We start from the raw sequence: 25,429 nt of genomic DNA, 5'->3' as shown, positions 1-25,429 counted from the left end.
TCCGCGGCCAGGTTCTTGGCGGATGGATGGACGGTCATGCGCCACCGCCGTATCCGGCCAGCTTCATCGCCTCGACGGCCAGCTTCGCCCTGGTCTGCAATGACGAACGGGTCGACCTGCGCTCGTCGACCATGTCGGCTCCGTACCTGGCCTGGTTGTCAGCGAGGTCGTACTCCAGTTGCAGGTCGGTAGTCTCCTGGTCGACGTAAGCGTTCTTCATCTGGACCGTGCCGTCCGGGGCGTTGAACGTGGCCTTGGTCTTCGCGTCCCGCAGCTGCTTCCGTTTCAGGGCGAGGTCGTCGCGCCAGCGCTTCAAATCCAGGGCCGCCTGTCCACCGCTGGATTCCAGTTCGCGCAAGCCCTGCTCGATCTCGATCAGGTTGAACGGGTCCTCGATCACGACTCCACCTCCGCGCCGCCCGAACCGAGGTTCCACATCAACGACCGCACCTTGCGCCGCGCGTCGTCGACGTTCCCCTCCCGCAGCAGCAGGTCCACCTCCGCGAGGTGGGCCACCACGCGGCCGGCCGTCGAGTTCGCCAACGGGTCGGAGCCGATCAGGCGGCGAGCCTCACCGAGGCGTTCGTTCACCGCGCGCAGCGCGCGTTCCCGCGGTCGTTTGCGCTCCTCCACCTCCCGCTTGGCGTCGAGGTAAGACTGCGGAGTGAGTTCCCCCGGCGCAGGACGATCGGGATGCGACTTCAGGGTGGCGTTGGCGAGGGCGTTCTGCTGGATGATCGACTGCTGAATGCTGACGAGCATCTGCAACCAGCGGACCCGGTTTTCCTTGCGACGCAGGATCGCGTACTGCGGTCCGATGCCCTTGGGGTCACGGAGGTCGGCGTTCACCAGGCGCTCGAAGTTGCGGTCGTCATGCCACCGCACATCTACAGCAGGCCATTCCTGGGCAGCCTGAAATGTGGGCTGTCCGGGCTGTACGGCGGTCATTCCTCACCCCCGTTGCGGTAGTGCTCAACCAGGGCGCGGATGGCTTTGACATCGGTCGACGCGCCCAACTGGCCGTGGCCGTTCTTCGCGAAGCGCGCCTTCGCCTTGTTGGGGCTGATTCCGCGCGCGGAGATGGCGGCGTTCAGGTCGCGGCGGGCCCGCAGAATCGGGTCCTCGTCCACCGGCGCCTCGGCTTGCTCCTCGGACTCGATGTGCAGATCGCCCTTGTGCCACAGATCCAGGGCGACACCGAAGCGCATGGCGGCGTTACGGATCGCGTCTCCGATGGCTTCCTTCACGGCGTCGCCGCCGCGCTTGCCCTGGGCATCTCCGTACCCGAGTCGAGTCAGGCCGGCGATGGTCAGGCGAATCCACAGGCCGCCGTTGTTGTCGAGGACCGGAAGGCCGTTCTGGTCGACGCCGACCGGCTCCCAGTTCCACAGCGGGTCCACATCGAGCAGGCGGTCGGTGACCGCGGCGTGGCCGACGTAGTCGACGTGCATCGCGGGCAGGCCGTGGAAGCCCTTGCAGACCCCGCACTTCCCCTTCTGTGCATCCTTCGAGTACGGCTTGGGAAGCAGGCCGATCTGGTGCTTCTCGAACTTCTCACGCAGCTTCGCCAGGGTCTCGAGCTGCGCTCTCAAGTCGATCCCGACAGTCGTTTCGACGTCGGGCATGACGATCGGATTCATGCGAGCAGGGCCTCCCATTCGCGGATCGCCCATGCGGGCATGGTGATCGGGTTGATGTCGGTGCCGTAGCCCGGCCAGTGGTCGGCCGCGACGCATTCGGCGTAGATGTCGATGGCCTTGCGCACGAGCTGCTCGGCGAGCGCGAGGTCGCCCGGCTGGTGCTCGTTCACCGTGAGCCGGTACGGCGGTTCCTTCTCCTGCGCGATCCACAGCGACCGGGAGACTTGGTAGCCGAGCAGCCGCAGAACGATGCGGTAGAAGGCGTCCTGGATCGGGTAGCGGAACTTCGCCGACGACGACGCGAACACCGCGGGCGCCGCGTCCGCGGACGTCGTCTTGTAGTCCACGAACAGGTACTCCTGCGGGGACTCCTCCCGCAGGTAGTCGAAGCGGGCGCGCAGCATCGTCCACGTCTCCTCGTCGAGGGCGTAGGCGGACACCTCCGGCTTCCCGCCGACCAGGAGTTCGGACACGACCGGATGCCGGCGCGCCGTGGCGACCATCTCCTCGACCTGGCGCAGGGTCGCCGACAGCAGCGGAACCTTCCCCTCGGCGTAGGCGGCCTTCCGTTCCTCCTGCGCCGCCTTCGTCTTCCAGTCCCTGGCCTCGATCTCGACGACCTCCGCGCCGGTTCCGAGCAGCAGGGCATGGGCGGCGAGTCCGAAGTCGTAGTGCTCGGAGCGTCCGCTGCCGTTCTCACGCTGGTACTTGAACAGCTCGGGCCCGCCGGGACGAAGCAGTGTTCGGGCGCCAGAACTCGACAGGCTTTCGGTGTCGGCGTGGTAGATCGCCTCGGGCAGGTCGTAGTACAGGTCCGGGGTGGTGGGCGGCTGATCAAAGCTCACGGTCGTCCACCTCCCCGCCACCGCAGTGGACGCAGCCAGCGCCACGGCAGAACGGGCAGTCGTGGGTACTCACATGCCCTCCTTGATGAATTGGGCGATCTCCTCACGCGCGGACGCGGAGAAGGACGCGACGAAGCCGTACTCGATGACCTCGCCCGCCTGATTGATTCCGTGCAGGCCGAAGCGGATCCGGCCGGACGGGTCCTGCTCGATGTCCAAGCGGGACAGGCCGTCCTTCCAGGTGCGGATGCTCATGCCGACCTCCGAACGCGCCCGCGGGCGACCGCTTCAGCACGGGCGGTCAACGCGGACGCCGGACCGTCGATGTCGACCCACACCGCCAGGCACATCAGCAACTGCGCCATCCGCTGCGGATCCCGTACACACCGGTCGGCGAGTTCGGCGAACGTCACAGCGGGCTCGACATCACGCACCTGCTCGCACAGGGCGATTGCGCCGTCGGCGAGCTTGTCGTAGTCGACATACGGGCCGTAGCGCTTCATGCGCTCACCTCGAGCTGCACCGAGAACACCTTCTCGGCGTCCTCCTTGCGGATCGTCTGCCGCGGCTTCCCGCGGCGCCCATACAGCAGGCCGCTCACAACCCCAGCCGTAAGCCCCGTGATGGCGATCAGTTCGTCGTAGCGCATCACCTCGGCCAGCGCCTTCAGGTGCTCGCTCGCCGGCCCGGCCGGGATGCGTTCGCAAGCGCTGCGGGAGCGCACGTAGTGGCGCGGCTTCGGCGCCTGGGCGACATCGCCGTCCAGCCATGCCTTCAGTGCGTCGCGTTCCTTTTTCTCGCCGCACCGGAAACCGGCGACGATGGCCCAGCGTTCGTCACGCTTGATCGCGTCCTCCGCGCAGTCCCGCCGCACCGGGCAGGCGTGGCAGATGTCCACCGCGGTCTTGGCCTTGTTGCTGCGCTCCGGGAACCACAGCTCGGAGGAGTACGCGCGGCAGGACGCCTTCTTCCGCCATTCGTTGTCGCTCACCGCGCCTCCTTGAGCGCGGCGCGGCGGTGCTGGGCGTAGTCGCGAACGCACAGGCCGAGTCCCCCGTAGCGGACGTCACCGGGCTGCGCCGACTCACGCGACACCATCTGCACCCCACACTTGCGGCAGATGCCGGGGTTTCGGATCAGGTTTCCGGGCACATGCTTCGGCCGCTTCTGCTTCTTCACGGGGTGATCGCGCAGGCCGAGCATGTCCAGGAACGTCCGCAACTCGTCGGCGTTCTCGGCGTAGTGGGCTGCGGTGCGCCGCGCTTTCGCCTGCTCCTCCGGGTTGTCGGGCTTCAGCTCCCCGACACCGCCGCGGAAGTTCACAATTAGCTGATTGGTGTCGGTCACGGCCTCTCCTCTCGGCATGACGGGCAGACCATGTAGCCGGGGCGAGCGAGCATCGCCGTGGCCTTGGTGGTGAAGTCCTCCCCGCAGCGGACGCACACCGCCACAGCTGCGATGAGGTCGCCGCGGCGGACGTTCTCGTCCCGCCGGCGGTCGGTAGCGCAGTCGGCACACGCACAAGTCCGCGTGCCGTGGCTGGAGGCGGTCACGTCCCGGTAGGACTTGCCGCGCAGGAGGTTGTAGATCGCGTCCAGGCTGCGGTCGTACTTCCGGGCGATCTCGGCGACGGGATACCGGTCGGCGTGCAGACGCTGTATCTCGCGGACAGCGTCGTCCGAAAGCAGGGGTTTGCGGGCCATCAGTACGCCTCCACTTCGTCGGCGTACTGCCAATCCCTGTACCGGTCGGGGTCGTAGGGCACCTCTTCGCCGTCGTCCTCGGCGGGGGCGCCGGAGTAGTCCCTGCCCTGCCCGAGCCAGATGCACGCCAGGATGCCGGCGATGAACCCCGCGGCGATCAACTCCCATGCGTAGGCGAGCAGGTCATGCCAGAACGCGATCACAACTCCTCCTCCGCGGCTCGCTCGAACTTCTCGGCGTGGCAGTGGGAGCACAGGCAGCTGGGGGCGTGGGGGATCACCCGCATCTGGAAACCCGTGCGCTCCTGGGTGGACTCGACCCGCTCGAACCACTTCTCACGCATCGTCACCACTCCTCCAGGGCTTCGATGGCGGTGTCGAGCAGCGGAAGGGAGCGGCGGGCACCGAACCAGCCAGCGGCCTCCATGGCGAAGGCCAACTCGTGCATGTCGACTTCCTCGGTGTCGGCGATCTTGGCCCGCTCGGCGGCTGCCTCGTAGGGGTGGAACCAGGGCTCACGCGCTGACATTGGGCACCTCCCCGGCGGTATCAGGGATGCGCCCCGTGGCCGTGGCGTAGTTCCACGTCCAGTGGTCGCCCTGCCACTCGGGGACGATGTGCCCGCCGCGCAGTGCCGTCCGGTCACCGGAGAACGCATCGATACCGTCATCGGCATCCATCCACTCCACGAACATGCAGCGGCCGTAATCGACCGGCTCGTGCCCGGATTCGCGGCACTCGGCAGTGGACTCGCAGCCCATGGCCGTGGGGCAGGTCAAGCGGCAGAACGGCTCCCCGACGCGGGCGTAGCAGTTGAACACCGCCGACACCCCGAATGGGCCGATCTCGAAGCGAACCGTGTGCGCCGGTATCTCGCGCGCGGTCATCGCTGCACCTGCGCTTCCAGCTCAGCGACACGGGCGCGCAATTCGTTGCGTTCGCCAACCAACTCCTCGCACCGGACGTGCAGGTCGCGGTACTCGCGGCGCAGGAACGCAATCCGCTTCTCCGCCTGGCGCAGGCGCTCACCCAGGTCGGCGACGTTCTCCCACACGGCCTGCCAGTCCCCGTCGCCTTTCTCGTTGATCACGTCGTGCATGCCGGTGGCGTCGAGGGCGGTCTGGTTGAGCGCCTTGATGTACTCGCCGACGTCCTTCCCTGCGGCACGGAGGCGGGCGACCTCATGCTCCAGCTCGGCAATCCGAGCAGTGTCGTTCAGGCTCATCGGGTCTCCCCCTCGTCGTTTCGGTCTTCCCAATCGGGCTTGGCGTCGGCGTAGTGCCACTCCGGCCAGTCGTGGCCGTCGGGCACGATCACGCGCTGGAACTCGGCCAGCGACATGGGCTGTGTGGTCTCCAGCTCCGACTCGCGGCGGCGGAACGGGTTGTGCAGGCGGCTCATGCGACACCCGCTTCCGGCCAGCCGATCAGCAGGGCCCGCAGATCCCAGCCGATCTCGTACTCCCGCGTCCCCGGACGGTTCTCCCGCATCAACATCTCCACGTAGCGGGGACGGTCAGCGTCGGCCAGGAGAGCGAAGGTGCGGCCGATCTCGAACGACGTCGAGGACTCCGGGGCAACCAGTAGGCCACCGACGTAGCGGAGGATCTGGTTCGTCCAGTCCGTGTACTCCAGCGGGGTCACGACTTCACCGCCTCAAGATCGGCGCGGATCGCTTCCTGCACCATGCGAATCGCGTCAACCACATCAGAGTCGGCGATCGAGTCGTCGCCCTTGTTGTGCCGGATGTGCAGGAAGATGTCCGCAGCATCGGACGTGTAGGGCAGGTTGGTGTTCCAGTCCTCCTCGACGGCGAAGCCGATGCCGATGGTGAAGAACTTCGGGAAGCCGAGGATGGCCTGGGTATCGCTCAGACGGACGCGGTAGGCCCAGTAGTCCTCATCGAGGGGCGGGGTGATCGCGACACCGGCAGAGACGATGCCCTCGTCGCGCTGGCTGCGGCGTTCGAGCTTCAGTTCGGTCATGCCGTCACCGCCGACCCGAACAGCAGGGACAGCAGGTGCGCGGCGAGAGCGAACTCCCGCGTGTTCACCGGGTCCTCGGTGTAGATCTCGAACAGCAACGTCAGCAGGGCGTCGTCGTCACGCATCGCGGCGACAACCTCGGCCATGCGGTGATCAGCGGAATCGGGTGGGGTGGCCAGGAGTTGGGTCACATACGCCTCGTAGGCGGCGGAGTGCTTGACCATTGCGGTAGACTTTCTTCTCGTTGTGTTGGATTGAATGGCCGTCGAGATGTCACCTCGGCGGCCATGTCCTTGTTCAAGGGACGTGGGAGGCACCCTCGGCGCCGGGGTTGACGTCACGTGACGCCGAGGGTGCAGCCTCACTACGCAGCGGGTCAGGCTGTGGTGAGGAATCCGAGGGATTCAGGGCATCGGCGGCGATGCAGTAGCTGCACCACCGCTTCCGGTCGTCGCCGAACTCATCAGGGCAGGCCACTGCCGGATCGCCGTTCGAGCACGGGTTGTCAGCGATCAACAGAAGCGCATCCCGCCATCGGCTGGCCGTCTCCCACTCGACCGGAGCGTGCGTGCTGACTCCATCGCCTTCGGGCGTGTCCCGGCGGGGCGCGGCCGAGGGGCCAGCCGCGTCCGCACCGCCGGGACGCCCAACCTCGGCAGCAGGCGGGGGGGTTACCGCGCCGAGGGAGTTTGACTGCCGCTTGCCCCACCACCACGCGAAGGCGAAGACGAAAGCGAACGCGGCAACGTTGATCGCGGTCAGGACCCACGGGTTGCTCACTTCCGCCTCCCCCGAGTAGCGGCGCGCACAGCGTGATCCACCGACACCAGGACAGGAGTGGCGAGGATGGAACCGATGCAGACGATGACGAAGGCGGTCACAGGGCACCGCCCTTGAGCCCGGTCAGGGTGATGGCACCGCCGTAGTTGCCGAAGTAGACGCCCACGGCCTTCCGAGCCACGTCCTTGTCGCGCGTAAACCAGACCGGCTGGAGTTTCTCGTCCCAGAAGACGGTCAACGGCTGACGGGGGCGGTGCGGGCGACGCACCTTCATGCGGGGGAAGAAGGTACGGACGCGGGGCTTCTGGCCGCTGCTCATGCCGCACCCGCTTCCCGAGATTCGGCGCGGCGCAGCATGGACTGCGCGTGCTCCAGCTGGTTCCGCAACTCGACGTACCGCTGCAACCGGGAGTCCTCCCGAGCCTGGATACGCCGAGTGCGCTTGACGCCGAGGGCCACGCCACCGGCCGCCGCGCGGTCGTTGATCAGCGGCTCCGTCAATGGCGCCATCTGGGCTTCGAGTGCAGCGATCCGCTCGCGCCAGTACGACGCGGGGCGGTAGCGCCGAGGCTGCGGCTTCGGCTTGTCCGGCTTCTGCTCCGGCTCAGGCAGATCCACCATCGCTTCGTCGCCGTCGAGGACGAACCACTCCAGCAGCGGAGGGAAGCGGAGGTTCGGGCTCTTCTGCCCAGCCAGCCACTCGTCGGCGCGCTGCTGAAGGACGACCATGTACTCGTCGAGGGTGACGCGGTGAGTCAGGTCGGTCATGACGCCACCACCTGCATGTTCAGGCGGCGGCGGATGAAATCCACACCCGACGGCCGAACCCGCGTCGTGTACGACACACCCTCGCTACCGTCCGACCGCTCGAAATGCGTAGCCTTCACCACGAAGTGCTGCATGAACCGCTGGTACGGGGTGTTCTTCATCGACCCCTTCGCGATGAACACGCCCCGTTCGCGCAGCTCGGCGAACAGCTTGTTCTGCGAGGTGCCCAACATGCGGGCCACGGTGCCGACGAGGTAGGTGCCGTCGGCTTCCATGAACTGCTCGTAGGCTTCGACCTTCGGGGCGTCGGCCTCGACCTTCGCCTCCAGCTGCTCAGTCTTCGCGGTCAGTTCAGCGACGCGGCGGGTGGAGACTTCGAGCGCACGGTGGATCAGCTCGTCATCGGTCAGCGCGGGGGCGGTCGAGTACGAACCGGTCTTGCGGATCGCGGGGAGGACTTCGCCGTAGACCCACGACTGGAACCGTTCGACCGAAGCCCGGATGGACTCGTCGGCGATGCGAGCCGCCTGCCGCTGGCCGAGGGCGCGATAGAACCCGGCCTCCGTCAAGTAACCCACCTGCTGCTCGCCGCCAGGGGTCCGGACCAGATCGGACCCCTTCTCCCCCAGTGGGATCGAGCGCAACAGGTCGTACGCCTCCCGAAACCCCAGGGATCGCGCCAGGCTCGGCGCGAGCACGCGGAACCCGTCGGTTTCGTGGGGGCGGATTTCCAACTGAAACTCGCCGTTGGTGAACGGCATCAGGTCGGCGCTCATGCCGCCGCTCCCTTCTGTGCGGCAGCGGCCCGATCGCAGTCGGAACGCTCGAAGGCGACCAGCATCTGAACGGCCGGAGCCATCGAGCCCTGGGGGAAGTGCTTCATCTGCTCGTCGATCCACGCCTGCATAGCGGGGTCGACGGCGGGACGAGGTTTGCTCACGACGCCTCCGCTTCCGAGTCGTCCGAAGGTATGAGATCCTTTGGGTCGCACTGAATGGCTTCAGCGACAGCCTCGATTTGCGCCGTGTCCCAAGGGGCTAAGCCCCGCACGCGCCTGTTGAGCGTCGAGAGAGGAATCCCGGTGATCTCAGAGAGCGATCGGACCGATAGGCCGGACGCTGCGATTGCGCTTCGGAGGCCGGTCGCTACTCGCTGAGACCAGCCGGGCTGATGTGCCATATGAATCACGATACGCTCATTTGGCACATTCGCAAGGGTGCTGCGCGCAATGTTGCGTTGTGTTGCTGCTAGGACACCCTTACCGCCGCTGGAAGTCGCCTCTTTTCCATTTGGCACACCCTGTCCTACTCTCAACGGGTGGCTACGAACCCTCGCGGCGTCGGAGAACTAACTCTGATGGTCGCTACCGAAGTGCGCGTACAGCGCGCGGCGAAGAAGCTCGACCAAAAGAAGCTCGCTGATCTGGCCGGCATCCCTCGGCCGACTCTGAGCAGGATGGAGCGAGGGCTCGTCGCGATTGACATGGAGCAGCTCGACAGGCTCGCTCATGCGTTCGGGATGACCCCGGAAGCGTTCATGGCATCAGCTCGGCGCACCGCCGAGGCGCAGAAGCAGCGTGACGCGATCTACCTGCAGGACGGCTCGGTAAATCCGGCCATCGCCAACACAGTGCCGCCCTCGGACGAGCACATGGAAGAACTCCGGCGGCGGAACCGGTCCTCGTAGTTGCGGTGGACTCTCACATCAGTCGCCCAGCCGACTTCGGAGTTGTACCTCCAGCCAGACAGCGCGGCCCGTCCCCTGCAGCAGACCCGCGTCGCCATCATCAAGAGAAATTGCTTCTCGTCATCGTGGACACCTTCCCTTGGCACAGCTTCCACCGGCCTCCCGTGCACGTGCACGACGACCGAGCCGACGATCGCCCAGTCGCCTTGAACGGCAACTGTTCCGCACGGCGGGGAAATCTCGATACCGATCAGCCGAGCGAGATCCTCCGGGGCCGAACCTAGCTCAGGTTCCATGCTGGTCATAGGGTTCCCCCCGATAACGAGCCTGCCTCATCCGCGTTCACGTCGTCACCCCTCAGCTACCAGGCCCCGCCCTGATCGTTCACTTGTCAACTGTGCATCAGATCATAGTGAGCGCTGGTCGTGACGCCTATAGGTTTCAAGGTCAATCCCTCAAGCATTTTCATGCGATAACAAGAGAGATCATGAGTTAACTTCCAGCACACATGGGGGTTTTCCCCACCATCGCATGGAGATGGCTACACCTAGCGCTAGCAATGGCCACGATATGACGCTATTCAGCCAAAAGGGATTCATACAGATGTCATGCGCAGTTTACTGATTGTGCTGCAGCAGCAAATAATCCGGAAAATCCGAATTGTTACCGTGTCGTGAGTAACGCCATGCATCTCATGGGGCAGCGAACAGCGGGCGCACCTCTACCCCAATCTCACTGTGCACGCCCCGACTGCCGACACGGTTAATCCTGACTGCGATCGATCGCCTTATGACATCACGCTTCTCGCGAAGATCCCGCCGCGCCCAGACACTGCGCGCGTTCGGCCCGACACTCTCGGCGACCAGGGGGTCTGCCGCTGCGGCCACTGCGTCGATACGACCTTGCGCTTCGCGGATCTGTCGCTCCAACTCCTCGACGTACGTAGAGACCGCCGTAGCCGACATCCGGGTCCGCGCCGCGTCTTTGACGTACGCCTCGATGTCGGCGCGCAGCTGGACGATCGTCGCCAGCTCGTCTTCGACCGAAATCTCGTCCTTCGTGGCGGACGCAGCGAACAACGCCAGCGTGTCCGGCCGTTCGAACAGCTGCATCAACAGCTCCTCCACATGCCCGTCGACACGCTCGATCGCACGGCTCAAATGCCACTGCGGGCAGCAGTAATACGGCTTGGTCTTCGGCCCGCCCGGCGAGGGCGTCTTAGCCTGCATGTGCGTCTGGCAGACACCGCATCGAGCGATGAAGCTCAGCAGATGAACAGGTTCCGTACTCCGTGACGTAACGCGCTGCGGGTGCATCAGTGCGCTACGCAGCCGCTTGTGCTGGTCCGGCGTGATGATGGGCTCCCAGGTTCCGGGGCCCGATATCTTGCCGTAGTAGGTGCGCATCCCCGCATACGTGGGGTTGATCAGCAACCGCCGTAGGGATCGGGCGTCGAATGTCCCCTTTCCCTTGGCTGCTGCCCATCGCGGCGCGAGATCAGCGCTGACAGACCTCAGCGACTCGTGATCGAGCACACGCTGAGCGGCGAGCCGAATGATCTCCGCCTGTGCCGGGATCGGCTCACGGTTGATCGCCTTACCCGTCTCTTCGTCGCGGATGATCCGATATCCCGCAGGCAGCTTGCCGTGTGGCTTGCCTTCCTCGAGCGCCTCCTGCACGCCGCGGTTGACGTTTTCGCTGATGTCGTCGGACTGCTCCTCGGCGCGCAGCGCGTCAGCGTTCGCCGCTCGCCGGTCGGCCGCCTTGGACAGGTCGTAGGTGCGGTTGCCGTACCGCCACAGCGTTCCTGTCTCGATGCACAGGCGCCTCAGTGGAACGTAGTCGTCGAGGTCCCTTGCGGCACGGTTGTTCGCGAACGTCCACAGCATCTCCGCCTTGCCAGCGCTGATGAAGTCCTTCGTCTCAATGAAGCCAGGCCGCTCCTGAACCCTGCGGTAGCGGCTGGCGGAAAGCTTGTCGCTGAACACGGCCACGACTACCACGCCTATGCTGGCAAGGTCGCGACGCCCCACCTTCTCCTGGTCCTTGACCGACTTCTCGCCAGGCTTCGACACTCGCGCGTAGATGACAGCGCGCAGCTGAGCAGCGGTCTCGAGGCGAGCCCTCTTCGCCGCACGTACACGTTCGGTCACGCAGGAAATATACCCCGCTATTGACACATATCTAGCGTGACGGGCCCCGGGTAGTCGCCCGGCTCGTCGAAGGTGGGGTCGGTCAGCCAGGTGCGGCCCGCGTAGCGGAACCGCAGGGTCGGTCCGCCGATGTGCAGGATTTCCAGGCCGGTGCGTTCGATCGTGTCGCTCATGTCGTTGATCTTGTCCCGCAGGCAGCGGTGACAACAGTGGCCCGCGAGCCGCTTACCGTTAAGATCGGGCCATGCACACCGTGGCCGTGTTGGCGTTCGACGGGATCAGCCCGTTTCATCTTTCCGTCCCCAGCCTCGTCTTCGGCCGGGTCGGCGTCGAGGGGCCCGCGCCCTATCGCGTGGACGTGTGCGCCCGACAGCCCGGAAGCCTGAGCACACCAGCGGGTTTCGACATCCACGTCCAGCACGGCCTGGAGACGCTGACCCGCGCCGACACCGTCGTGATTCCGAGCTGGCGTTCCGGCGAACCGTTGCCCGCCGACCTGCGCGGCGCCCTGCGAACCGCCCACGCGGGCGGCGCCCGGATCGTCGGCCTGTGCCTCGGGTCGTGGGCGGTGGCCGCGAGCGGGCTGGCCGACGGCCGGGAAGTCACCACACACTGGGCCTCCGCCGCCGAACTGGCCCGCGCGTTCCCCGCGGTCCGGGTCCGCGCCGACACGCTGTGGTCGGATCTGGGCGACGTCGTGACCTCGGCAGGCGTGGCCGCGGCGCTGGACTGCTGCCTGCACTTGGTCCGCCGGGATCTCGGCAGCAAAGCGGCCACCGAACTGGCCAGGGCGTTGGTCACCGCTCCACACCGCAGCGGCTCACAGGCGCAGTACATTCCCGTCGCGGTGCCCGAGGCCGCCGACGACGATCCGATCGAGCGGGCGATGGTCTGGGCACGGACGCATCTCGGCGATTCGGTCGACCTGGACGGCTGGGCCCGCGTCGCGCTGATGTCGCGGCGCACCTTCACCCGCCGGTTCCGCGATCGCACCGGCACCAGCCCCCAGCAGTGGCTGCTGCTCCAGCGCACCGATCGGGCGCGGCTGCTGCTGGAATCCACCACCGACACGGTGGAACGCATCGCGGTCGACACCGGCTTCGGCACGGCGATGAGCCTGCGCCACCACTTCCACCGCATCCTCGGCACCAGCCCGGCCGCACACCGCGCCAGCTTCCAAGGGCAGAACTGACCGGAGATCCCGCGGGCGCGGGCCGTGGGCGGACCGGACAGCGGGGGCGGCTAAGTTCGTGACCATGCGGATTCAGCTGGGCGAACATGCGCCGGAGATCGAGGACAGCGCGTGGATCGCGCCGAACGCCACCGTGATCGGCCGGGTGCGGCTCGGCGCCGAGGTCAGCGTCTGGTACAGCGCCGTGCTGCGCGGCGACCTGGAGACGATCGAGGTCGGCGCGCGCAGCAATATCCAGGACGGATGCGTACTGCACGCCGATCCGGGTTTCCCGCTCACCGTCGGCACGGGGGTCTCGGTGGGACACAACGCGATCCTGCACGGGTGCACGATCGGCGACGACGTGCTGGTCGGCATGGGCGCCACCATCCTCAACGGAGCCGTCGTCGGGCCGGGCAGCCTGATCGCGGCCAACGCGCTGATCCCGGAAGGCGCGCAGATTCCGCCCGGCTCACTCGTGGCGGGCGTGCCGGGCAAGGTGCGCCGGGAGCTGCGCGCCGAGGAGCAAGATCGCATTCGCCTGAATGCGTCTGTCTACCTAGCAAATACGGCTCAACATCGCACGGCGAATGAGGTGTGAAACACGACACATCGCTCGAGGGTCCAGTACGGTTCGCTGATAGCATTCAGCCAGCGTGCCCGGCGACCCGGGCTCTCCTGTCGACACGGTTGTCGTGCGACTTGTAGCGCAGTGGGGAACCCACCCGGGTCGGTGGGTGGGTGAGCGTGCAGGCAGGAGGTATCACGGTGTCGTACGTGCAGTCGGGTGTGCACGGGCCCAAGGGCCGGATCAGCGTCGCCGACATCGCGGCCCAGCCCGGTGGAGTGGAGGCACTCCAACGCCGGGTTCATGAGTTGCGTTCCCGCGGTGTGAATTTCGCCGCGAATGCGATCGAGAAGGAAATGGCCGAGCTGGATCTGCCGCGCCAATGACTTCGACGCTACGGTCACCGCGGTCGGTTACGCCGCGGTGACCGTGGCGAGTCCGGCCGTGGTGTGCTGATCCAGCGCCATCAACGCGGCACGTATCCGTACCGGTTGCCAACCACCGTCCAGTCGCCGCAGGCGCACCGCCCCTTCCGTGCGATGCCGGGCCAGGTCCCGTGACATGGTCTTCGCGGTCGCCAGGTCGTCCGGATGGATCTGCGGCCTCGGCTGCCCTGGCAGGTCCTCCCAGGCGATCTCCGGCATCGGCGGCCCGATCCACCGGATCAGCCGCAACGTGCGCAGGTTGACGATCGCGCGGTACTCACCTGGTTCGGTGGCGGCTTCCAGCACCGCGTACTCCAGAATCGTCGGCGGCGGGGCGGCGGAGACGGCGGTGGCCGCGCCGATGTCCTGCGTCACGCCGCGCAGCAGCACGTGACGTTCGCCCGCGTCATCGAGCTCGGTCACGATCCGGCAGGCGAAATGCCCGGCCCGCAGAGCGCCGTCGTCACGCCGGATGGTCCAGACCGCCTGATGCTCGGTGCCCGGCGCGGAGTTGACGATCTTGGCCAGCGCCTCGCTCTCGTCGCGGTTGGTGACCAGCCGGGTGAACGCGCCCGCGATGGCCAGCTCGGCGGCCCGATCCTGCGGCGCGACGCCGTACAGGTCCAGCAGGTCGATGCTGCGCACCGAACGATTGGTCGTCAGATCGAAGTGCCAGGCGCCCATCGGGTCGGCCGCCGCGACCACCTCCTGCCGCGGACCCACCCACAGTCGCACGGCATGCGTCTTGCGCGGCGCGATCAGCAGCGGCTCGGCCCGCACCGTGCGCCGCCCGTCGCCCGAGACCCACGCGACCGGCACGCCGGTGGCGCACGCCTGCCGCATCGCGGTCTCGGCGTCGGCCAGCGACGCCGGATTGCGCACGATGTTGGTCAGCGGTACGAACGATTTCGGCGCCGACCCCACCGCGATCACTCGCCCCGGAGCACCCGAAAAACACTCGAGCAGGATCCATTTCGTCACCGCGAAAGCCCCCGCGCGCCGTCACCGGCGCGGCGCGGAGCGTCGACCAACCCCCATAACGTGAGATATGTTCTACCAGTTGTCATTTCGATAATTCCGTCCCTGACCGCGGAACCCTGCGTGCGGTCTCAGGAACGGAATACCATGTCCAGCACCTTCTCGTGGCAGGACCCGGCGATCCGTGTGACCAGGTCCACAACGACGGCGTCCAGTCCGACCAGAACCTTCGCCTCGCCGCGCGCGGCGCCGCGCAGAATGGTCCGCGCCGCGGCGGCCGGGCTGGTCCGCGCCACGTGCCCTTCGAATCGGCGCACCACCTGCCCCGCGTCGACCCCCGGCGCGAGGCTGGCCGACCGGGCGATCCCGGTGAGCACACCGCCGGGATAGACCCCGGTGACCCGCACCGAGCCGCCCGCCGCCCGCATGTCCTGGCGCAGTGAATCGGTGAAGCCCCGCACGGCGAACTTCGCCGCGTTGTACGGCGCGTGCCGCGCCACGGCCACCAGCCCGAAGGCCGAGGACATGTTCACCACGTGCGCGCGATCGGCGGACAGCAGATGCGGCAGGAACGCCTTGGTCGCGTTGACCACGCCCCAGAAGTCGACGGCCATGACCTCTTCGAAATCGCTGAACGGCGACTCCAGCACGCCGCCGACGTGCAGGATTCCCGCGTTGTTGAACAGCGCCTCGACCCGCCCGTACCGCGCGACGGTGCGCTCCGCGTACGCGAACACGGCCGCGCGGTCGGTGACGTCCACCGTGCTCACGTCGGGCTCCCGGCCCACGGCGGCGCACAACCGCGCGGTCTCGGCGACGGCCTCCGCCGATTTGTCCGACAGTGCCAACCACGCCCCCGCACCGGCCAATGCCACCGCCAATTCCCGGCCGATACCCGCGCCCGCGCCGGTGACCGCCACTACGCGATCCGCGAAATACCCCACCGCTCAACCCCTTTCCGCACCGGCCGAGGAGCGGCCGGACGTCATCCACAGGCTAGCCAGTCGGATCTGGACGCGCGACCTGCTCGACCGGATCGCGAGGTCGGGCAATGCCAGGTCACGCTGCGCCCACCCAATGAAATAATGGACGTTCCCGTCCGCACCCGTCGCGAGGCCGCGCCCACCGGCCACGGCCCGGCCACCGCGCCGAACCCACTGGAGATCCGATGCCAACCATCTCGCCCATGCTGCAGCGCATCCTCGAGAAGCCGGTCGCCGACGGCGAAAAGCTCCTGGAAAGCGCGCTCTCGGCCTTCCTGGATTTCGGCATCAAGCGGACCAGCATGGGCGAGATCGCCCGCCGCGCCGGCATCAGCCCGGCCACGCTGTACCGGCGCTACGAATCGAAGAACGATCTGGTCGAGGCGGTCAGCGTCCGGGAGGCGCAGCGCTTCGTCGCCTCGATCGAGAAGCAGGTGCACACCGTCTCCGGCAACGACGATCAGCTGGTCGAGATCTTCGTGGCGTTCATCGGCGCCATCGCGGGCAACGAGCTGCTGCGCAGGCTCCTGCGCACCGAGCCCGACCTGATCCTGCCCCGGCTGACCACCGAGGCGGGGCCGATCCTCGCCGTCGGCCGCGACTATCTGGCCGAAAAGCTGCGCGAGTTACGGAATGCCGGTGGCACGCACGACTTCGACGCCGATCTGGTCGCCGAGATCATGGCCCGGCTGGCGCTGTCGCTGGCCCTGACGCCCGACGGCCTGATCCCGGTCAGCGATCGCGACGCCGCGCGGGAGTTCGCCCGCCGCACCCTGTTGCCGATGGTCGGCGTCCGGGTCAGCGCGTAAACCGACGCCGAAGGCGGCGGCCACCCGCTCGTTCAGTTCGGCGCGCGCCGCCGCATCCGGCGTCCGGCCCTCGGCGAACTCCCGCACCAGGTCGATCACGTCCGCCGACCGGGCGGCCGCCGGGTCCGGCACCGGCAGCCGCGATACGTACTGGGTGATCCAACGCCGTCGGCCCGAGTACAACCGGTTGCCGCAGACCACGTCGTAGAACCGCAACCCCAGCGCGGAATTGGCCACACCCATCAGCAGATATGCCAGGCGCGTCGCCTCCGCGGGCGCACCGGCCAGATCGGGCAGCGAGATCCAATAGCAGTCGCCGTTGACCACCGCGCCCGAACTGTCCAGCGCGAAGCGCGGGCGGTCGCTGATATCGGGGAAGACCAGTTTCGGCTCACGCCACAGATGCGGACGCTGCGGAACCCAGATCTCGTACCAGGCGCGACCGCTCTCGGCGACATAGCGGCGCCCGGCCAGCGTCTCCTGATGCGACCGCAGATACGCGGCGGCGCCGGGGTAATCGTCCAGATCGATCGGCGTGCGCCGCGAACTGGCCAGGTCATAGGGGTAGAGCACACGCACGTCGCGGGCGCGCGTAGCCCGCCACGGCGCAAGGTCGTGGTGCGTGATCAGATCGAGCAGCAGTTCGGGCTCCGGGCACGGGTCGGTCTGCGCCCAGCGGTCGGAGATGAACACCCGGTCGGCGGTCGTCTTGATGCCGACCCGGATGCGCGCGAGGTCGCCGAAACTGCGCCAGGTCGCCGTCGCTATCCGCGCCAGCCACGCGTCGATCGCGTCGTGCGACATCCGCCACGCGGCCTCCGGCTCACGCGTCCCGCCGCGGCGAGTCGCTCGCTCGGTGGTGAGCTCCGGCGGCCCGTCGCGCGTCGCCGCGCCGAACGCACTGTCGCCGCGGTCCCTACCGCCGCCCGAGGCGGCGACGGGCCTGCATTCCGTCACGAGCGTGCCGACCTCGACCACGAACGTCCGGCCGTTGTACGCGACGATCGAGCCGTCCTGGCCGACCAGCGCCTCGAACAACGTTGCGGCACCGGGTTCCGCGTCGCCGACCTCGTAGACGGAGACGTATCGGCAGCCGTCGTCGTGCGCGCAGCGGCGCGCGATGGTGATCGCGGGGAGGACGGCGGCGGTGAACAGCTTGGTGTCACCCAGGTCGTACAGCTCGACGGGAGACAGGTCGGTCAGCAGCAACCGCCGGATGTTCGCACCGGCCTTCGTGGTGAGGAATCGGTTGGCGCACAACAGGCCGAGCACACCTCCCGCGGTCAGCAGGCGGGGCAGCGTCGCGACGAACGGGTGGGTCAGGTCGATCCGCCCGCGCAGATCGAACCGCTTGCTCAGCAGCTGCGCGGTCGATCCGCCCAGCTGCTGGGTGCGCACATACGGCGGGTTGGTGATCACGGCGTCGAACGAGCCGTCCTGCAGTCGCGCCTCGACGGCGAGGAAATCGGCTCTGCGCCAGTGCGCGGCGATCCCCGCCGCACGGGCACGCTCGCGCGCGACCGCCAGCGCGCGGGCGTCCAGGTCGTAGCCGATCAGCACCAAGCGGACACCGGGAAACCGGGTGGCGGCCTCGCGATGCACGGCAAACAGCAACTCGCCGTCGCCGCAGGCCGGATCGAGCACGCGCAGAACGCCGGCGTCCGACGGCTCGACCTGGCGCAGCAGCCGTTGCGCCAGGAACCGGGCCAGCACGGGCGGTGTGTAATGCCTGCCGTGCCGCTTGCGGTCCCGCGCGGCGGGGGCTTCGGACGCCATATCGGGATTCTGCCTGCTGCGGCCGCGCCGATCGCCGCAACGCGGCAACTGGAACGCGCGATCGCGCGCGTCGCGATCGACTCGCCCGGCACCACCCGCTGCTCGCCTTTCGCGCCGAGGGCTTCGATGCTAGCGTTCGGTCTCGAAATAAGACTCCCAAAGGAGGCGGGGGATGACCGTGACGACCGACGACTTCGCGGCGCTGACGCGCGTGCTCGACGAGCGGTGGACCTGCAGGCAGTTCCGCTCCGAGCCGGTCGAGCGCGACATGATCCGCGCGTTGCTGCGGCTGGCTCAGCGGACGCCGTCGTGGTGCAACACCCAGCCCTGGCAGGTCGTGGTGACGGAAGGCGCCGGAACAGATCGTTTCCGCAAGAACCTCATCGAACACATCGCGACCGCGGTCCCCGCACCGGATTTCGACTTCCCCGCGCACTACACCGGCGTGTACCGGGAGCGCAGGCGCGAGTGCGGGAAGCAACTGTACGACAGCGTCGGCATCGTCAAAGGCGACCACGAGAAGACCATGCGGCAGGCCGTGCGGAATTTCGAACTCTTCGACGCGCCGCATGTGGCGATCGTGACCAGCGAAGCGGATCTGGGCATCTACGGGGCGGTGGACTGCGGGCTCTACATCGGCAGTTTCCTTCTGGGCGCGCAGAGCCTCGGTCTCGGCGCGGCGCCGCAGGCCGCACTGGCCTCCTACTCCCCTTTCATCCGGGAATATTTCGGCATCCCGGAGCATCGCAAGGTCGTCGCCGGGATCTCATTCGGATACCCGGACGTCGATCACCCGGTCAACGGATTCCGCACCGCCCGAGCCGATGCCGACGATGTGGCCACCTGGTTCGCCGACTGATACCGCCGGGCGGCCGTGCTCTCCGCGGTCGGCTCGGAGCCGACGCCGGCCAGCAAGCCCGGCCCCGGCTCCGGGATGACCTCGCGCGCGGTGAGTTCCGTTCCGCACGAGTCGCATTCGAGCCGGACATGCGCCTCGCCCGCGCAATCGCGGTGGCCGTAGCGCACCGGCGGCCCTTCGGGCGCCATGTAGGTGTCGCCCCAATCGCGGATGGCCAGCAGGATCGGATAGATGTCGTGGCCCTTCGGGGTGAGGCGGTACTCCTCGTGCGCACCCACGGCAGCCTTCTGTTTGACGAGGATGCCGTTGTCGATCAACCGGTCCAATCGATCCTGCAACCTGCTGCGCGAGATGCCCAATGCGCTCTGGAAAGCGTTGAACCGCCGGATGCCGGAGAAGCACGACTTGAGGACCAGCAACGTCCAGCGGTCACCGAAGATCACGAGTGGGCGCGTGATCGAGCACGGCACATCGGCCAGTTCTTCGTAGCGCACCTTCCGATGCTACCGACCACCGAGCCGCCCCCGCCCCGTGAAACCTCACGACCGCCGCCCGCCCGGACGAGTACATCGCACCGAACCACCGAGTCGGCGCGCACCGCCGGCACGCGCCATCGCGCGGAGTCCGACAACGCGAAGCGGGCCCCGGCACTGCCGGGGCCCGCTTCGATGCGTTGATCAGAGCGGAATGTTCTTGTGGTGGCTGGCGCGAGCCGGAGCCGCGGCGAGCGCCGCGGCGATGATGCTGCGGGTCTTCGCCGGGTCGATGACCTGGTCGACGACACCGATCGCGATGGCACGCTCCACACCGCCCGCGATGCGCTCGTGCTCGGCGGTGAGGCGCTCGTGCAGCGCCTCGCGCTCCTCCTCCGGCGCGGCCGCGAGGGCCTTCTTGTGCAGGATGCCGACCGCGGCCTTGGCGCCCATGACGGCCACCTCGGAACCGGGCCACGCGTAGACCGCCGTCGCACCGAGCGAGCGGGCGTTCATCGCGATGTAGGCGCCACCGTAGATCTTGCGGGTGACCAGCGTGACCCGCGGAACGCGCGCCTCGGCGAACGCGTGCAGCAGTTTCGCGCCGCGCCGCACGACGCCTTCCCATTCCTGGCCGACGCCGGGCAGGTAACCCGGCACGTCGGTGACCACGATCAGCGGAATGCCGAACGCGTCGCACAGCCGCACGAAACGCGCGGCCTTCTCCGCGCTCTCGGAGTTCAAGCAGCCGCCGAGGCGGATCGGGTTGTTCGCCAGCACGCCGACGGTGCGGCCGCCGAGACGGCCGAGACCGGTGACGATGCTGCGGGCGTACAGCCCCTGCAACTCCTCGAACGACGACTCACCGTCGACGTTGTCGAGCAGCTCGTGGATGATCGGCTTCACGTCGTAGGCGCGCTTGGCCGATTCCGGCAGCAGCGCCTTCAGGTCCACGTCGCCGTGCTCGGCCGCGACGAGGTCGAACTCGCCCTGCTCGGCGAACATCGACACCAGCCTGCGCGCGCGGTGCAGCGCGTCGGCTTCGTCGTCGGCGACGATGTGGGTGACGCCGGACTTCTTGCCGTGTGTCTCGGGGCCGCCCAGAGTGGCCATGTCCACCTGCTCGCCGGTCACGCTGCGCACCACGTCCGGACCGGTCACGAAGACGCGGCCTTCGGGAGCCATGATGACGATGTCGGTCAGCGCCGGACCGTAGGCGGCGCCACCGGCGGCGAAGCCGAGCACCACGGAGATCTGCGGGACCAGGCCGGACGCGCGGACCATGGCCTCGAAGACCTGGCCGACCGCGTGCAACGCCTCGACGCCCTCGGCCAGGCGAGCGCCGCCGGAGTGCCACAGGCCGACCACGGGGACCCCGGAGTCGATGGCGGTGTCGATGGCGTCGACGATGTGCTTGCAGCCCTCCACGCCCATCGCGCCGCCCATGACGGTCGCGTCCGAGCAGTAGGCCACGGTGCGGACGCCGTCCACCTCGCCGATGGCGGCGAGCACGCCGGACTTGTCACGCGGGTGGAGCGGAAGAATGGTGCCCGGATCGAAGAAGCGCTGGAGTCGACCGAGCGGATCGCGCGGGTCGGTCGCCGTCTCCTGGTGCAACGCGGGAGCGATGATTGTCATCGCGAGGTCTCCTCACCTCAATGATGCGCCGCTGCCGCGGCTGCGTATGTCGAAACACGGCGGGGCCGAGCCACTACAGATGGCCGGCCCCGCCGGGATCGTTGTGCAGTCGATCGCGCGGCTACGCCCGACCGAAGGCGAGCGCCACGTTGTGCCCACCGAATCCGAAGGAGTTGTTGATCGCGTACTCGATCTCCTGGCGGCGGGCTTCGCCCTTCACCACGTCGAGGTCGATCTCCGGGTCCTGGTTCTCCAGGTTCAGCGTCGGCGGCACGATGCCGTCACGGATGCTGAGCACGGTCAGCACGGACTCCAGGGCGCCGACGGCGCCGATCGAGTGACCGAGTGCCGACTTGGGCGCGTACACCGAGGCGTGGGTGCCCACGGCTTTGGTGATCGCGTTCGCCTCGGCGGTGTCGCCGATCGGCGTCGCGGTCGCGTGCGCGTTGATGTGCGTGATGTCCTTCTTGGTCAGACCCGCGGACTGCATCGCCCTGGTCATCGCCCGCGCCGCGCCGTCACCCGTGGGATCGGGGGCGACGAGGTGGAAGCCGTCGGAGGTGATGCCGGCGCCGAGCAGGCGCGCGTGGATGGTCGCACCACGAGCCTTCGCGTGCTCCTCGGTCTCGATGACCATCAGAGCGCCCGCCTCGCCGAAGACGAAGCCGTCGCGATCCTTGTCGAAGGGACGCGACGCGCCCTTCGGATCGTCGTTGCGAGTGCTCATGGCGCGCATCATGGTGAACGCCGCGATCGGCACCGCGTCGATGAAGCCTTCGACGCCACCGGTGACGACGATGTCGGCGTCACCCATGACGATCATGCGCCAGGCATTGGCGATGGCCTCGGAGCCCGACGAGCACGCCGAGACCGGAGTGACCACTCCTGCCCTGGCCTTCAGTTCGAGGCCGACAACGGCCGACGGGCCGTTCGGCATGACCATCTGCACAGCCAACGGCGAGATCTTGCGATAGCCGCCGTTCTTCAGCTTGTCCACCGAATCGATGAGGGCGTCGCCGCCGCCCAATCCGGTGCCGATGGCCACACCCAGCCGCTCCGGGTCGACTTCCGGGCTGCCCGCGTTCCGCCAGACCTCGCGACCGAGCACGGTCGCGAGCTGCTCGACGTAGGCCATGCGCCTGCATTCGACACGAGACAGCAGAGTGTCGGGCCGGACCTTCAGGTGACCGCCGATGCGGACCGGAAGGTCGTATTCCTCGACGAAGGAATCCTCGAGAACGTCGATGCCGCTCTCGCCGTTGAGGAGTCCCTTCCACGTCGCATCGACGTCACCCGCGATCGACGTGGTCGCCGCAAGGCTGGTTACGACGACGTTGGGGAAGTTCCCGTTCAAGGTGGAAGGAGTGGTCACAGTTTCGGCCCTACTCGGCGTTGTCGAACTTGGCCTTGAGCTCGGCCGCCGCCTCAGCGTTCTCGGCTTCGAGCTTCTGGATGTAGTTGACGGCGTCGCCGACCGTCTTCAGGCTGGCCAGATCCTCGTCGGGGATCTTGACGCCGTACTTGTCCTCGGTCTGAACCGCGATCTCGACCATGGACAGCGAGTCGATGTCCAGGTCATCGACGAAGGACTTCTCGATCGTCACCTCGGAGGGCTCGATGCCGGTCACCTCTTCGATGATCTTGCCGAGTTCCTCGACGATTTGTTCCTGGGTCAGAGCGGCCACTTCGTGGCTCCCTTCTTGATACTTTGTAGGGCTCTACTGGTTTTTTTCGGATCGAGCGCGGTAATAGTTACCGCCTCTCGGTCACGACCTCGCATCCGAATGCATGGTCGCGGAGGAAAGCTAGCCGGATACGGTCAGCTCAGCCAACGCGGGGAGGTCTTGCGGGGTCTTCAGGGCCAGCGTGGGCGTGCCCTTCAGCTCCCGCTTGGCGATGCCGACGAGGGTGCCCGCCGGCGGCAGTTCCGCCACTGCCGAGACGCCGGCTTGCCGGACGGTCTCGGTGCACAGGTCCCAGCGCACGGGCCGGGTGACCTGCGCGGCGAGCTTATCGATCGCGTCCTGTCCGGACGCGACCGGCTTGCCGTCGAAATTCGAGAGCAAGGTCCTGGTCGGCTCGTTCGGCGTGATCTTCGTTATGGCCTCGGTCACAGCATCCTGCGCCGGGGCCATGAACGCCGTGTGGAACGCGCCCGCGACGGGCAGCGCCCGAACCCTGGCCTTCTCGGGGGGGTTCGCGGCGAGCTCGGCGAGAGCGTCCAACCGACCCGCGGCCACGATCTGGCCCACCGCGTTGCGGTTGGCCGGCACGAGGTCGAGTTCGGTGAGCCGTTCGAGCACGGCAGCCTCGTCGCCGCCGAGCACCGCGGACATTCCGGTCGGCTCCAGTGCACACGCCTTGGCCATCTCCGCTCCGCGGATGGCGGCCAGCCGGACCGCGTCGTCGGCGGAGATGACTCCGGCGACCGCGGCGGCGGCGAGTTCACCGACCGAGTGCCCGGCCACGATGGTAGCGGCGGGAAGCTCGTCGGGCGAGATCTCCGCGAACGCGAGCAGCGCCGCGGCGACCACCAAGGGCTGGGTGACAGCGGTGTCGGTGATCTCCTCGGCCGTCGCGGTGGTGCCGAGACGGACCAGGTCCAGGCCGGAGGCCTTGGACCACAGCGTCAGGCGCTCGTTCGCGCCGGGAAGGTCGAGCCAAGGCGCGAGCATGCCGGGTGTCTGAGAGCCCTGTCCAGGGGCGAACAACGCGATCACGCCTCTAAGAAAACACTGTGAGGCGGGCCGCACGAGATGTCGACGCGGATGAAGCTTCGGAAGCGCTTTTGTGGGGGTTCCACAAAAGACCACGTGGGCTGTCCGAATCGACCGATTCCACGAATGCGTTACAGGCCCTCGGTGCCGAAGGCCACCGAAGTGACCTCTGGGGCGGAAGTTGACGATTCGTTACGGGTTCGTGTCAAACGACCCACTGTGGCGGCGATCCGGAGCACGTACGCGTCGCGCGGATTCATCGGATCCCGGCCGGTGATCTCGGCGATTCGCTTGAGCCGATACCGAACCGTATTTGGATGGACGTACAGCTGACGCGCACACGTCTCGACCGCACCGCCGCAATCCAGGTAGGCATCGAGCGTGTCCGCCAGCGACGACCCCGCTGCGGCCAACGGTAGGACAAGGTACTCGTTCAGCGCGTCGATCGCAGCTCGATCACCCAACAACGCGCGTTCCGGGAGCAATTCCGCCGCGTGCACCGGTCGCGGCGCCCCGCGCCAGCCCACCACGGCTTCCATTCCGGCCAGCGCCTCCACCGCACTCGCGTGGGCCGCGCCCAGCGTGCGGGTGGTCGGCCCGATCACCACCGGCCCGTCGGAGAACACCTCGGCGAGCAGGTCGGCCAGGAACGGGGAGATCTGAGCGGTCTCCCCCAGGTGCCCCGAGACCACCATCACCAGCCTGGTGCCCTGGACGACCGCGAGAGCGGCCCGCCCGTGCCGCGCCGCGATGGAATGCACCGCGCCCACCGACGACACGCCCTGCTCGCCGGGCGGGGTGCCCACCAGCACCGTCGCCGGCGCGGTGGCGTCCCAGTTCAGCGTCGCGGCCCGGGAGAGCATGTCCGGCCCGGTGTCGCCGCGCACCACGGCGTCGACGACGAGCGCTTCCAGCCGGGTGTCCCACGCGCCGCGCGACTCGGCGGCGCTGGCGTACACCGAGGCGGCGGCGAAGCCGAGCTCGCGCCCGTATCGCAACACCGCCTCGGTCAAAGCGACCAGCTGCCGGTCGTTACGCGCCAGCGCGGGCAGCCACTGCTCGAAGAACTCCATGGCGACGCGGACCATGTCCACCGTCTGGCGCAGCGTCAACCGCCGCGCCAGATCCTGCGGGATCACCTGGAAGGCGTCCAGGCTGAACCGGATGTCGCTGTCCGGGTCCTGCAGCCATTCCAGGAAGTTCACCACCGCGGTCTGCACCAGCATCTGCACGCCGGCCCGCTGCGCGGCGTCCAGATCGGCGAAGAACGGCAACCGATCCTGCATCGACCCCACCGCCTCGGTGGAGAGGCGGCCGGAGAACTGCTTCACGCGTTTGAGCAGCGTGTCCGGGAGGGGGTCGCGAGTCTGCCGGTTCGGGGAGAGCGCGCCCGTCGGCAGATACACCTCGTGCTCGGAAGAGCCCTCGGAGATCCGTCGCGGCCGCGGCGGTTTACGGTCCACCATCCAATATT

At 67.7% G+C, this 25,429-nt stretch carries 40 protein-coding genes and 1 pseudogene; 6 read left to right on the top strand and 35 right to left on the bottom strand.

Annotation, left to right across the window (positions count from 1 at the left end):
• Positions 1-34 precede the first annotated feature (34 nt).
• From GVY64_RS09195 to GVY64_RS39075, 24 genes are all read right to left on the bottom strand, one after another.
• A complete protein-coding gene (locus GVY64_RS09195; protein ID WP_159840168.1) occupies positions 35-400 on the bottom strand; it encodes a hypothetical protein in 366 nt (121 codons plus the stop codon).
• Positions 397-948, bottom strand: coding sequence for a hypothetical protein (locus GVY64_RS09190; RefSeq protein ID WP_159840167.1), 552 nt, complete (start codon positions 946-948; stop codon positions 397-399). The genes GVY64_RS09195 and GVY64_RS09190 overlap by 4 nt, the downstream gene beginning before the upstream one ends.
• On the bottom strand, positions 945-1,640 hold the full coding sequence (locus tag GVY64_RS09185) for a hypothetical protein (protein ID WP_236566719.1): 696 nt from the start codon (positions 1,638-1,640) through the stop codon (positions 945-947). Before GVY64_RS09185 ends, GVY64_RS09190 begins: the two co-directional genes overlap by 4 nt.
• Positions 1,637-2,485, bottom strand: coding sequence for a PD-(D/E)XK nuclease-like domain-containing protein (locus tag GVY64_RS09180; protein WP_159840166.1), 849 nt, complete (start codon positions 2,483-2,485; stop codon positions 1,637-1,639). The genes GVY64_RS09185 and GVY64_RS09180 overlap by 4 nt, the downstream gene beginning before the upstream one ends.
• A gap of 69 nt (positions 2,486-2,554) precedes the next feature.
• Entirely contained in the window at positions 2,555-2,740 is a 186-nt protein-coding gene (locus GVY64_RS09175; RefSeq protein WP_159840165.1) for a hypothetical protein, read from the bottom strand.
• The gene (locus tag GVY64_RS09170; RefSeq protein ID WP_159840164.1) at positions 2,737-2,988 is read right to left on the bottom strand and encodes a hypothetical protein; all 252 of its coding nucleotides are present in this window, start codon (positions 2,986-2,988) and stop codon (positions 2,737-2,739) included. The genes GVY64_RS09175 and GVY64_RS09170 overlap by 4 nt, the downstream gene beginning before the upstream one ends.
• Positions 2,985-3,476 carry a WhiB family transcriptional regulator gene (locus GVY64_RS09165; protein ID WP_159840163.1) on the bottom strand — a complete coding sequence of 164 codons (492 nt, stop codon included), beginning with the start codon at positions 3,474-3,476 and terminating at the stop codon, positions 2,985-2,987. Before GVY64_RS09165 ends, GVY64_RS09170 begins: the two co-directional genes overlap by 4 nt.
• Positions 3,473-3,832, bottom strand: coding sequence for a hypothetical protein (locus tag GVY64_RS09160; protein WP_159840162.1), 360 nt, complete (start codon positions 3,830-3,832; stop codon positions 3,473-3,475). The genes GVY64_RS09165 and GVY64_RS09160 overlap by 4 nt, the downstream gene beginning before the upstream one ends.
• Positions 3,829-4,188, bottom strand: a complete 360-nt coding sequence (locus GVY64_RS09155) for a hypothetical protein (RefSeq protein WP_159840161.1) — start codon at positions 4,186-4,188, stop codon at positions 3,829-3,831. The genes GVY64_RS09160 and GVY64_RS09155 overlap by 4 nt, the downstream gene beginning before the upstream one ends.
• Positions 4,188-4,391: a hypothetical protein gene (locus GVY64_RS09150; RefSeq protein ID WP_159840160.1), complete on the bottom strand. Its 204-nt coding sequence runs from the start codon at positions 4,389-4,391 to the stop codon at positions 4,188-4,190. The genes GVY64_RS09155 and GVY64_RS09150 overlap by 1 nt, the downstream gene beginning before the upstream one ends.
• A complete protein-coding gene (locus GVY64_RS09145; protein ID WP_159840159.1) occupies positions 4,388-4,531 on the bottom strand; it encodes a hypothetical protein in 144 nt (47 codons plus the stop codon). The genes GVY64_RS09150 and GVY64_RS09145 overlap by 4 nt, the downstream gene beginning before the upstream one ends.
• Before the next feature lie 2 nt (positions 4,532-4,533).
• Complete coding sequence (locus tag GVY64_RS09140; protein WP_159840158.1) at positions 4,534-4,716, bottom strand: hypothetical protein; 183 nt, start codon at positions 4,714-4,716, stop codon at positions 4,534-4,536.
• Complete coding sequence (locus tag GVY64_RS09135) at positions 4,703-5,074, bottom strand: hypothetical protein (protein ID WP_159840157.1); 372 nt, start codon at positions 5,072-5,074, stop codon at positions 4,703-4,705. Before GVY64_RS09135 ends, GVY64_RS09140 begins: the two co-directional genes overlap by 14 nt.
• Positions 5,071-5,412 (bottom strand): hypothetical protein, encoded by a 342-nt coding sequence (locus tag GVY64_RS09130; protein WP_159840156.1) that lies wholly within the window; start codon positions 5,410-5,412, stop codon positions 5,071-5,073. Before GVY64_RS09130 ends, GVY64_RS09135 begins: the two co-directional genes overlap by 4 nt.
• A complete protein-coding gene (locus GVY64_RS09125; protein ID WP_159840155.1) occupies positions 5,409-5,588 on the bottom strand; it encodes a hypothetical protein in 180 nt (59 codons plus the stop codon). Before GVY64_RS09125 ends, GVY64_RS09130 begins: the two co-directional genes overlap by 4 nt.
• On the bottom strand, positions 5,585-5,830 hold the full coding sequence (locus tag GVY64_RS09120; RefSeq protein ID WP_159840154.1) for a hypothetical protein: 246 nt from the start codon (positions 5,828-5,830) through the stop codon (positions 5,585-5,587). The genes GVY64_RS09125 and GVY64_RS09120 overlap by 4 nt, the downstream gene beginning before the upstream one ends.
• Positions 5,827-6,171: a hypothetical protein gene (locus tag GVY64_RS09115; RefSeq protein ID WP_159840153.1), complete on the bottom strand. Its 345-nt coding sequence runs from the start codon at positions 6,169-6,171 to the stop codon at positions 5,827-5,829. The genes GVY64_RS09120 and GVY64_RS09115 overlap by 4 nt, the downstream gene beginning before the upstream one ends.
• On the bottom strand, positions 6,168-6,395 hold the full coding sequence (locus tag GVY64_RS09110) for a hypothetical protein (protein ID WP_159840152.1): 228 nt from the start codon (positions 6,393-6,395) through the stop codon (positions 6,168-6,170). The genes GVY64_RS09115 and GVY64_RS09110 overlap by 4 nt, the downstream gene beginning before the upstream one ends.
• 73 nt (positions 6,396-6,468) lie before the next feature.
• Positions 6,469-6,951, bottom strand: coding sequence for a hypothetical protein (locus GVY64_RS09105; RefSeq protein ID WP_159840151.1), 483 nt, complete (start codon positions 6,949-6,951; stop codon positions 6,469-6,471).
• A gap of 97 nt (positions 6,952-7,048) precedes the next feature.
• On the bottom strand, positions 7,049-7,270 hold the full coding sequence (locus tag GVY64_RS09100) for a hypothetical protein (RefSeq protein ID WP_159840150.1): 222 nt from the start codon (positions 7,268-7,270) through the stop codon (positions 7,049-7,051).
• Complete coding sequence (locus tag GVY64_RS09095) at positions 7,267-7,719, bottom strand: hypothetical protein (protein WP_159840149.1); 453 nt, start codon at positions 7,717-7,719, stop codon at positions 7,267-7,269. Before GVY64_RS09095 ends, GVY64_RS09100 begins: the two co-directional genes overlap by 4 nt.
• The gene (locus tag GVY64_RS09090; RefSeq protein ID WP_159840148.1) at positions 7,716-8,495 is read right to left on the bottom strand and encodes a phage antirepressor; all 780 of its coding nucleotides are present in this window, start codon (positions 8,493-8,495) and stop codon (positions 7,716-7,718) included. Before GVY64_RS09090 ends, GVY64_RS09095 begins: the two co-directional genes overlap by 4 nt.
• Positions 8,492-8,659, bottom strand: coding sequence for a hypothetical protein (locus GVY64_RS09085; protein ID WP_159840147.1), 168 nt, complete (start codon positions 8,657-8,659; stop codon positions 8,492-8,494). The genes GVY64_RS09090 and GVY64_RS09085 overlap by 4 nt, the downstream gene beginning before the upstream one ends.
• Positions 8,656-8,898 carry a helix-turn-helix domain-containing protein gene (locus GVY64_RS39075; protein WP_159840146.1) on the bottom strand — a complete coding sequence of 81 codons (243 nt, stop codon included), beginning with the start codon at positions 8,896-8,898 and terminating at the stop codon, positions 8,656-8,658. Before GVY64_RS39075 ends, GVY64_RS09085 begins: the two co-directional genes overlap by 4 nt.
• 177 nt (positions 8,899-9,075) lie before the next feature.
• Here GVY64_RS39075 and GVY64_RS09075 point away from each other — a divergent pair, with 177 nt between their 5' ends.
• Positions 9,076-9,405: a helix-turn-helix domain-containing protein gene (locus GVY64_RS09075; protein WP_159840145.1), complete on the top strand. Its 330-nt coding sequence runs from the start codon at positions 9,076-9,078 to the stop codon at positions 9,403-9,405.
• Positions 9,406-10,097: 692 nt separating this feature from the next.
• Here GVY64_RS09075 and GVY64_RS09070 read toward each other — a convergent pair.
• Together GVY64_RS09070 and GVY64_RS09065 are read right to left on the bottom strand one after the other, a co-directional pair.
• Complete coding sequence (locus GVY64_RS09070) at positions 10,098-11,558, bottom strand: recombinase family protein (RefSeq protein WP_159840144.1); 1,461 nt, start codon at positions 11,556-11,558, stop codon at positions 10,098-10,100.
• 17 nt (positions 11,559-11,575) lie between these two features.
• Entirely contained in the window at positions 11,576-11,731 is a 156-nt protein-coding gene (locus GVY64_RS09065) for a hypothetical protein (protein ID WP_236566718.1), read from the bottom strand.
• A gap of 71 nt (positions 11,732-11,802) precedes the next feature.
• Here GVY64_RS09065 and GVY64_RS09060 point away from each other — a divergent pair, with 71 nt between their 5' ends.
• The 3 genes from GVY64_RS09060 (at position 11,803) to GVY64_RS09050 (ending at position 13,683) form a co-directional block, all read left to right on the top strand.
• Positions 11,803-12,750 (top strand): GlxA family transcriptional regulator, encoded by a 948-nt coding sequence (locus GVY64_RS09060; protein ID WP_159840143.1) that lies wholly within the window; start codon positions 11,803-11,805, stop codon positions 12,748-12,750.
• A gap of 64 nt (positions 12,751-12,814) precedes the next feature.
• Positions 12,815-13,330 (top strand): gamma carbonic anhydrase family protein, encoded by a 516-nt coding sequence (locus GVY64_RS09055; protein WP_159840142.1) that lies wholly within the window; start codon positions 12,815-12,817, stop codon positions 13,328-13,330.
• Between the two features lie 167 nt (positions 13,331-13,497).
• Entirely contained in the window at positions 13,498-13,683 is a 186-nt protein-coding gene (locus GVY64_RS09050; RefSeq protein ID WP_159840141.1) for a hypothetical protein, read from the top strand.
• A gap of 27 nt (positions 13,684-13,710) precedes the next feature.
• Here the strand turns inward: GVY64_RS09050 and GVY64_RS09045 are convergent, their stop codons facing one another.
• Together GVY64_RS09045 and GVY64_RS09040 are read right to left on the bottom strand one after the other, a co-directional pair.
• Entirely contained in the window at positions 13,711-14,703 is a 993-nt protein-coding gene (locus tag GVY64_RS09045; protein WP_159840140.1) for a GAF domain-containing protein, read from the bottom strand.
• A 128-nt stretch (positions 14,704-14,831) separates the two neighbouring features.
• Positions 14,832-15,644 (bottom strand): SDR family NAD(P)-dependent oxidoreductase, encoded by an 813-nt coding sequence (locus GVY64_RS09040; protein ID WP_159840139.1) that lies wholly within the window; start codon positions 15,642-15,644, stop codon positions 14,832-14,834.
• A gap of 224 nt (positions 15,645-15,868) precedes the next feature.
• Between GVY64_RS09040 and GVY64_RS37720 the strand changes: the two are divergent.
• Positions 15,869-16,387 (top strand): annotated as a pseudogene (locus GVY64_RS37720) (TetR/AcrR family transcriptional regulator); the annotation flags it as partial.
• Here GVY64_RS37720 and GVY64_RS37715 read toward each other — a convergent pair.
• On the bottom strand, positions 16,310-18,268 hold the full coding sequence (locus GVY64_RS37715; protein ID WP_159840137.1) for an Eco57I restriction-modification methylase domain-containing protein: 1,959 nt from the start codon (positions 18,266-18,268) through the stop codon (positions 16,310-16,312). The pseudogene GVY64_RS37720 and the gene GVY64_RS37715 overlap by 78 nt on opposite strands.
• 172 nt (positions 18,269-18,440) lie before the next feature.
• Here GVY64_RS37715 and GVY64_RS09025 point away from each other — a divergent pair, with 172 nt between their 5' ends.
• Complete coding sequence (locus GVY64_RS09025; protein ID WP_159840136.1) at positions 18,441-19,127, top strand: nitroreductase; 687 nt, start codon at positions 18,441-18,443, stop codon at positions 19,125-19,127.
• Here the strand turns inward: GVY64_RS09025 and GVY64_RS09020 are convergent.
• From GVY64_RS09020 to GVY64_RS08995, 6 genes are all read right to left on the bottom strand, one after another.
• Positions 19,058-19,621 carry a winged helix-turn-helix transcriptional regulator gene (locus tag GVY64_RS09020; RefSeq protein ID WP_159840135.1) on the bottom strand — a complete coding sequence of 188 codons (564 nt, stop codon included), beginning with the start codon at positions 19,619-19,621 and terminating at the stop codon, positions 19,058-19,060. The genes GVY64_RS09025 and GVY64_RS09020 overlap by 70 nt on opposite strands.
• Positions 19,622-19,804: 183 nt before the next feature.
• Positions 19,805-21,238 (bottom strand): acyl-CoA carboxylase subunit beta, encoded by a 1,434-nt coding sequence (locus GVY64_RS09015; RefSeq protein WP_159840134.1) that lies wholly within the window; start codon positions 21,236-21,238, stop codon positions 19,805-19,807.
• 121 nt (positions 21,239-21,359) lie between these two features.
• Entirely contained in the window at positions 21,360-22,610 is a 1,251-nt protein-coding gene (locus tag GVY64_RS09010; RefSeq protein ID WP_159840133.1) for a KasA/KasB family beta-ketoacyl-ACP synthase, read from the bottom strand.
• A gap of 10 nt (positions 22,611-22,620) precedes the next feature.
• On the bottom strand, positions 22,621-22,923 hold the full coding sequence (acpM, locus tag GVY64_RS09005) for a meromycolate extension acyl carrier protein AcpM (RefSeq protein ID WP_039796877.1): 303 nt from the start codon (positions 22,921-22,923) through the stop codon (positions 22,621-22,623).
• Positions 22,924-23,043: 120 nt separating this feature from the next.
• Positions 23,044-23,958 (bottom strand): ACP S-malonyltransferase, encoded by a 915-nt coding sequence (locus GVY64_RS09000; RefSeq protein ID WP_159840132.1) that lies wholly within the window; start codon positions 23,956-23,958, stop codon positions 23,044-23,046.
• Between the two features lie 128 nt (positions 23,959-24,086).
• Complete coding sequence (locus GVY64_RS08995) at positions 24,087-25,421, bottom strand: PucR family transcriptional regulator (protein WP_236566717.1); 1,335 nt, start codon at positions 25,419-25,421, stop codon at positions 24,087-24,089.
• Positions 25,422-25,429: the final 8 nt, after the last annotated feature.

Source organism: Nocardia sp. CY41 (assembly GCF_009829325.1).
In the GTDB taxonomy this organism is placed as follows: domain Bacteria; phylum Actinomycetota; class Actinomycetes; order Mycobacteriales; family Mycobacteriaceae; genus Nocardia.
Note: the sequence above shows the minus strand (reverse complement) of the source record. Positions and strands in the feature narration are given on the sequence as shown.

Bases quoted from the DNA above. Each gene is read 5' to 3' on its own strand.
- GVY64_RS09095 (WP_159840149.1), bottom strand. From the start codon at position 7,719: ATGACCGACCTGACTCACCGCGTCACCCTCGACGAGTACATGGTCGTC.
- GVY64_RS09060 (WP_159840143.1), top strand. From the start codon at position 11,803: ATGCACACCGTGGCCGTGTTGGCGTTCGACGGGATCAGCCCGTTTCAT.
- GVY64_RS09025 (WP_159840136.1), top strand. From the start codon at position 18,441: ATGACCGTGACGACCGACGACTTCGCGGCGCTGACGCGCGTGCTCGAC.
- GVY64_RS09155 (WP_159840161.1), bottom strand. From the start codon at position 4,188: ATGGCCCGCAAACCCCTGCTTTCGGACGACGCTGTCCGCGAGATACAG.
- GVY64_RS09130 (WP_159840156.1), bottom strand. From the start codon at position 5,412: ATGAGCCTGAACGACACTGCTCGGATTGCCGAGCTGGAGCATGAGGTC.
- GVY64_RS09170 (WP_159840164.1), bottom strand. From the start codon at position 2,988: ATGAAGCGCTACGGCCCGTATGTCGACTACGACAAGCTCGCCGACGGC.
- GVY64_RS09125 (WP_159840155.1), bottom strand. From the start codon at position 5,588: ATGAGCCGCCTGCACAACCCGTTCCGCCGCCGCGAGTCGGAGCTGGAG.
- GVY64_RS09065 (WP_236566718.1), bottom strand. From the start codon at position 11,731: ATGAGCGACACGATCGAACGCACCGGCCTGGAAATCCTGCACATCGGC.
- GVY64_RS09135 (WP_159840157.1), bottom strand. From the start codon at position 5,074: ATGACCGCGCGCGAGATACCGGCGCACACGGTTCGCTTCGAGATCGGC.
- GVY64_RS39075 (WP_159840146.1), bottom strand. From the start codon at position 8,898: ATGGCACATCAGCCCGGCTGGTCTCAGCGAGTAGCGACCGGCCTCCGA.
- GVY64_RS09110 (WP_159840152.1), bottom strand. From the start codon at position 6,395: ATGGTCAAGCACTCCGCCGCCTACGAGGCGTATGTGACCCAACTCCTG.
- GVY64_RS09140 (WP_159840158.1), bottom strand. From the start codon at position 4,716: ATGTCAGCGCGTGAGCCCTGGTTCCACCCCTACGAGGCAGCCGCCGAG.
- GVY64_RS37715 (WP_159840137.1), bottom strand. From the start codon at position 18,268: ATGGCGTCCGAAGCCCCCGCCGCGCGGGACCGCAAGCGGCACGGCAGG.
- GVY64_RS09145 (WP_159840159.1), bottom strand. From the start codon at position 4,531: ATGCGTGAGAAGTGGTTCGAGCGGGTCGAGTCCACCCAGGAGCGCACG.
- GVY64_RS09175 (WP_159840165.1), bottom strand. From the start codon at position 2,740: ATGAGCATCCGCACCTGGAAGGACGGCCTGTCCCGCTTGGACATCGAG.
- GVY64_RS09100 (WP_159840150.1), bottom strand. From the start codon at position 7,270: ATGAGCAGCGGCCAGAAGCCCCGCGTCCGTACCTTCTTCCCCCGCATG.
- GVY64_RS08995 (WP_236566717.1), bottom strand. From the start codon at position 25,421: ATGGTGGACCGTAAACCGCCGCGGCCGCGACGGATCTCCGAGGGCTCT.
- GVY64_RS09015 (WP_159840134.1), bottom strand. From the start codon at position 21,238: ATGACAATCATCGCTCCCGCGTTGCACCAGGAGACGGCGACCGACCCG.
- GVY64_RS09075 (WP_159840145.1), top strand. From the start codon at position 9,076: ATGGTCGCTACCGAAGTGCGCGTACAGCGCGCGGCGAAGAAGCTCGAC.
- GVY64_RS09185 (WP_236566719.1), bottom strand. From the start codon at position 1,640: ATGAATCCGATCGTCATGCCCGACGTCGAAACGACTGTCGGGATCGAC.
- GVY64_RS09090 (WP_159840148.1), bottom strand. From the start codon at position 8,495: ATGAGCGCCGACCTGATGCCGTTCACCAACGGCGAGTTTCAGTTGGAA.
- GVY64_RS09055 (WP_159840142.1), top strand. From the start codon at position 12,815: ATGCGGATTCAGCTGGGCGAACATGCGCCGGAGATCGAGGACAGCGCG.
- GVY64_RS09190 (WP_159840167.1), bottom strand. From the start codon at position 948: ATGACCGCCGTACAGCCCGGACAGCCCACATTTCAGGCTGCCCAGGAA.
- GVY64_RS09115 (WP_159840153.1), bottom strand. From the start codon at position 6,171: ATGACCGAACTGAAGCTCGAACGCCGCAGCCAGCGCGACGAGGGCATC.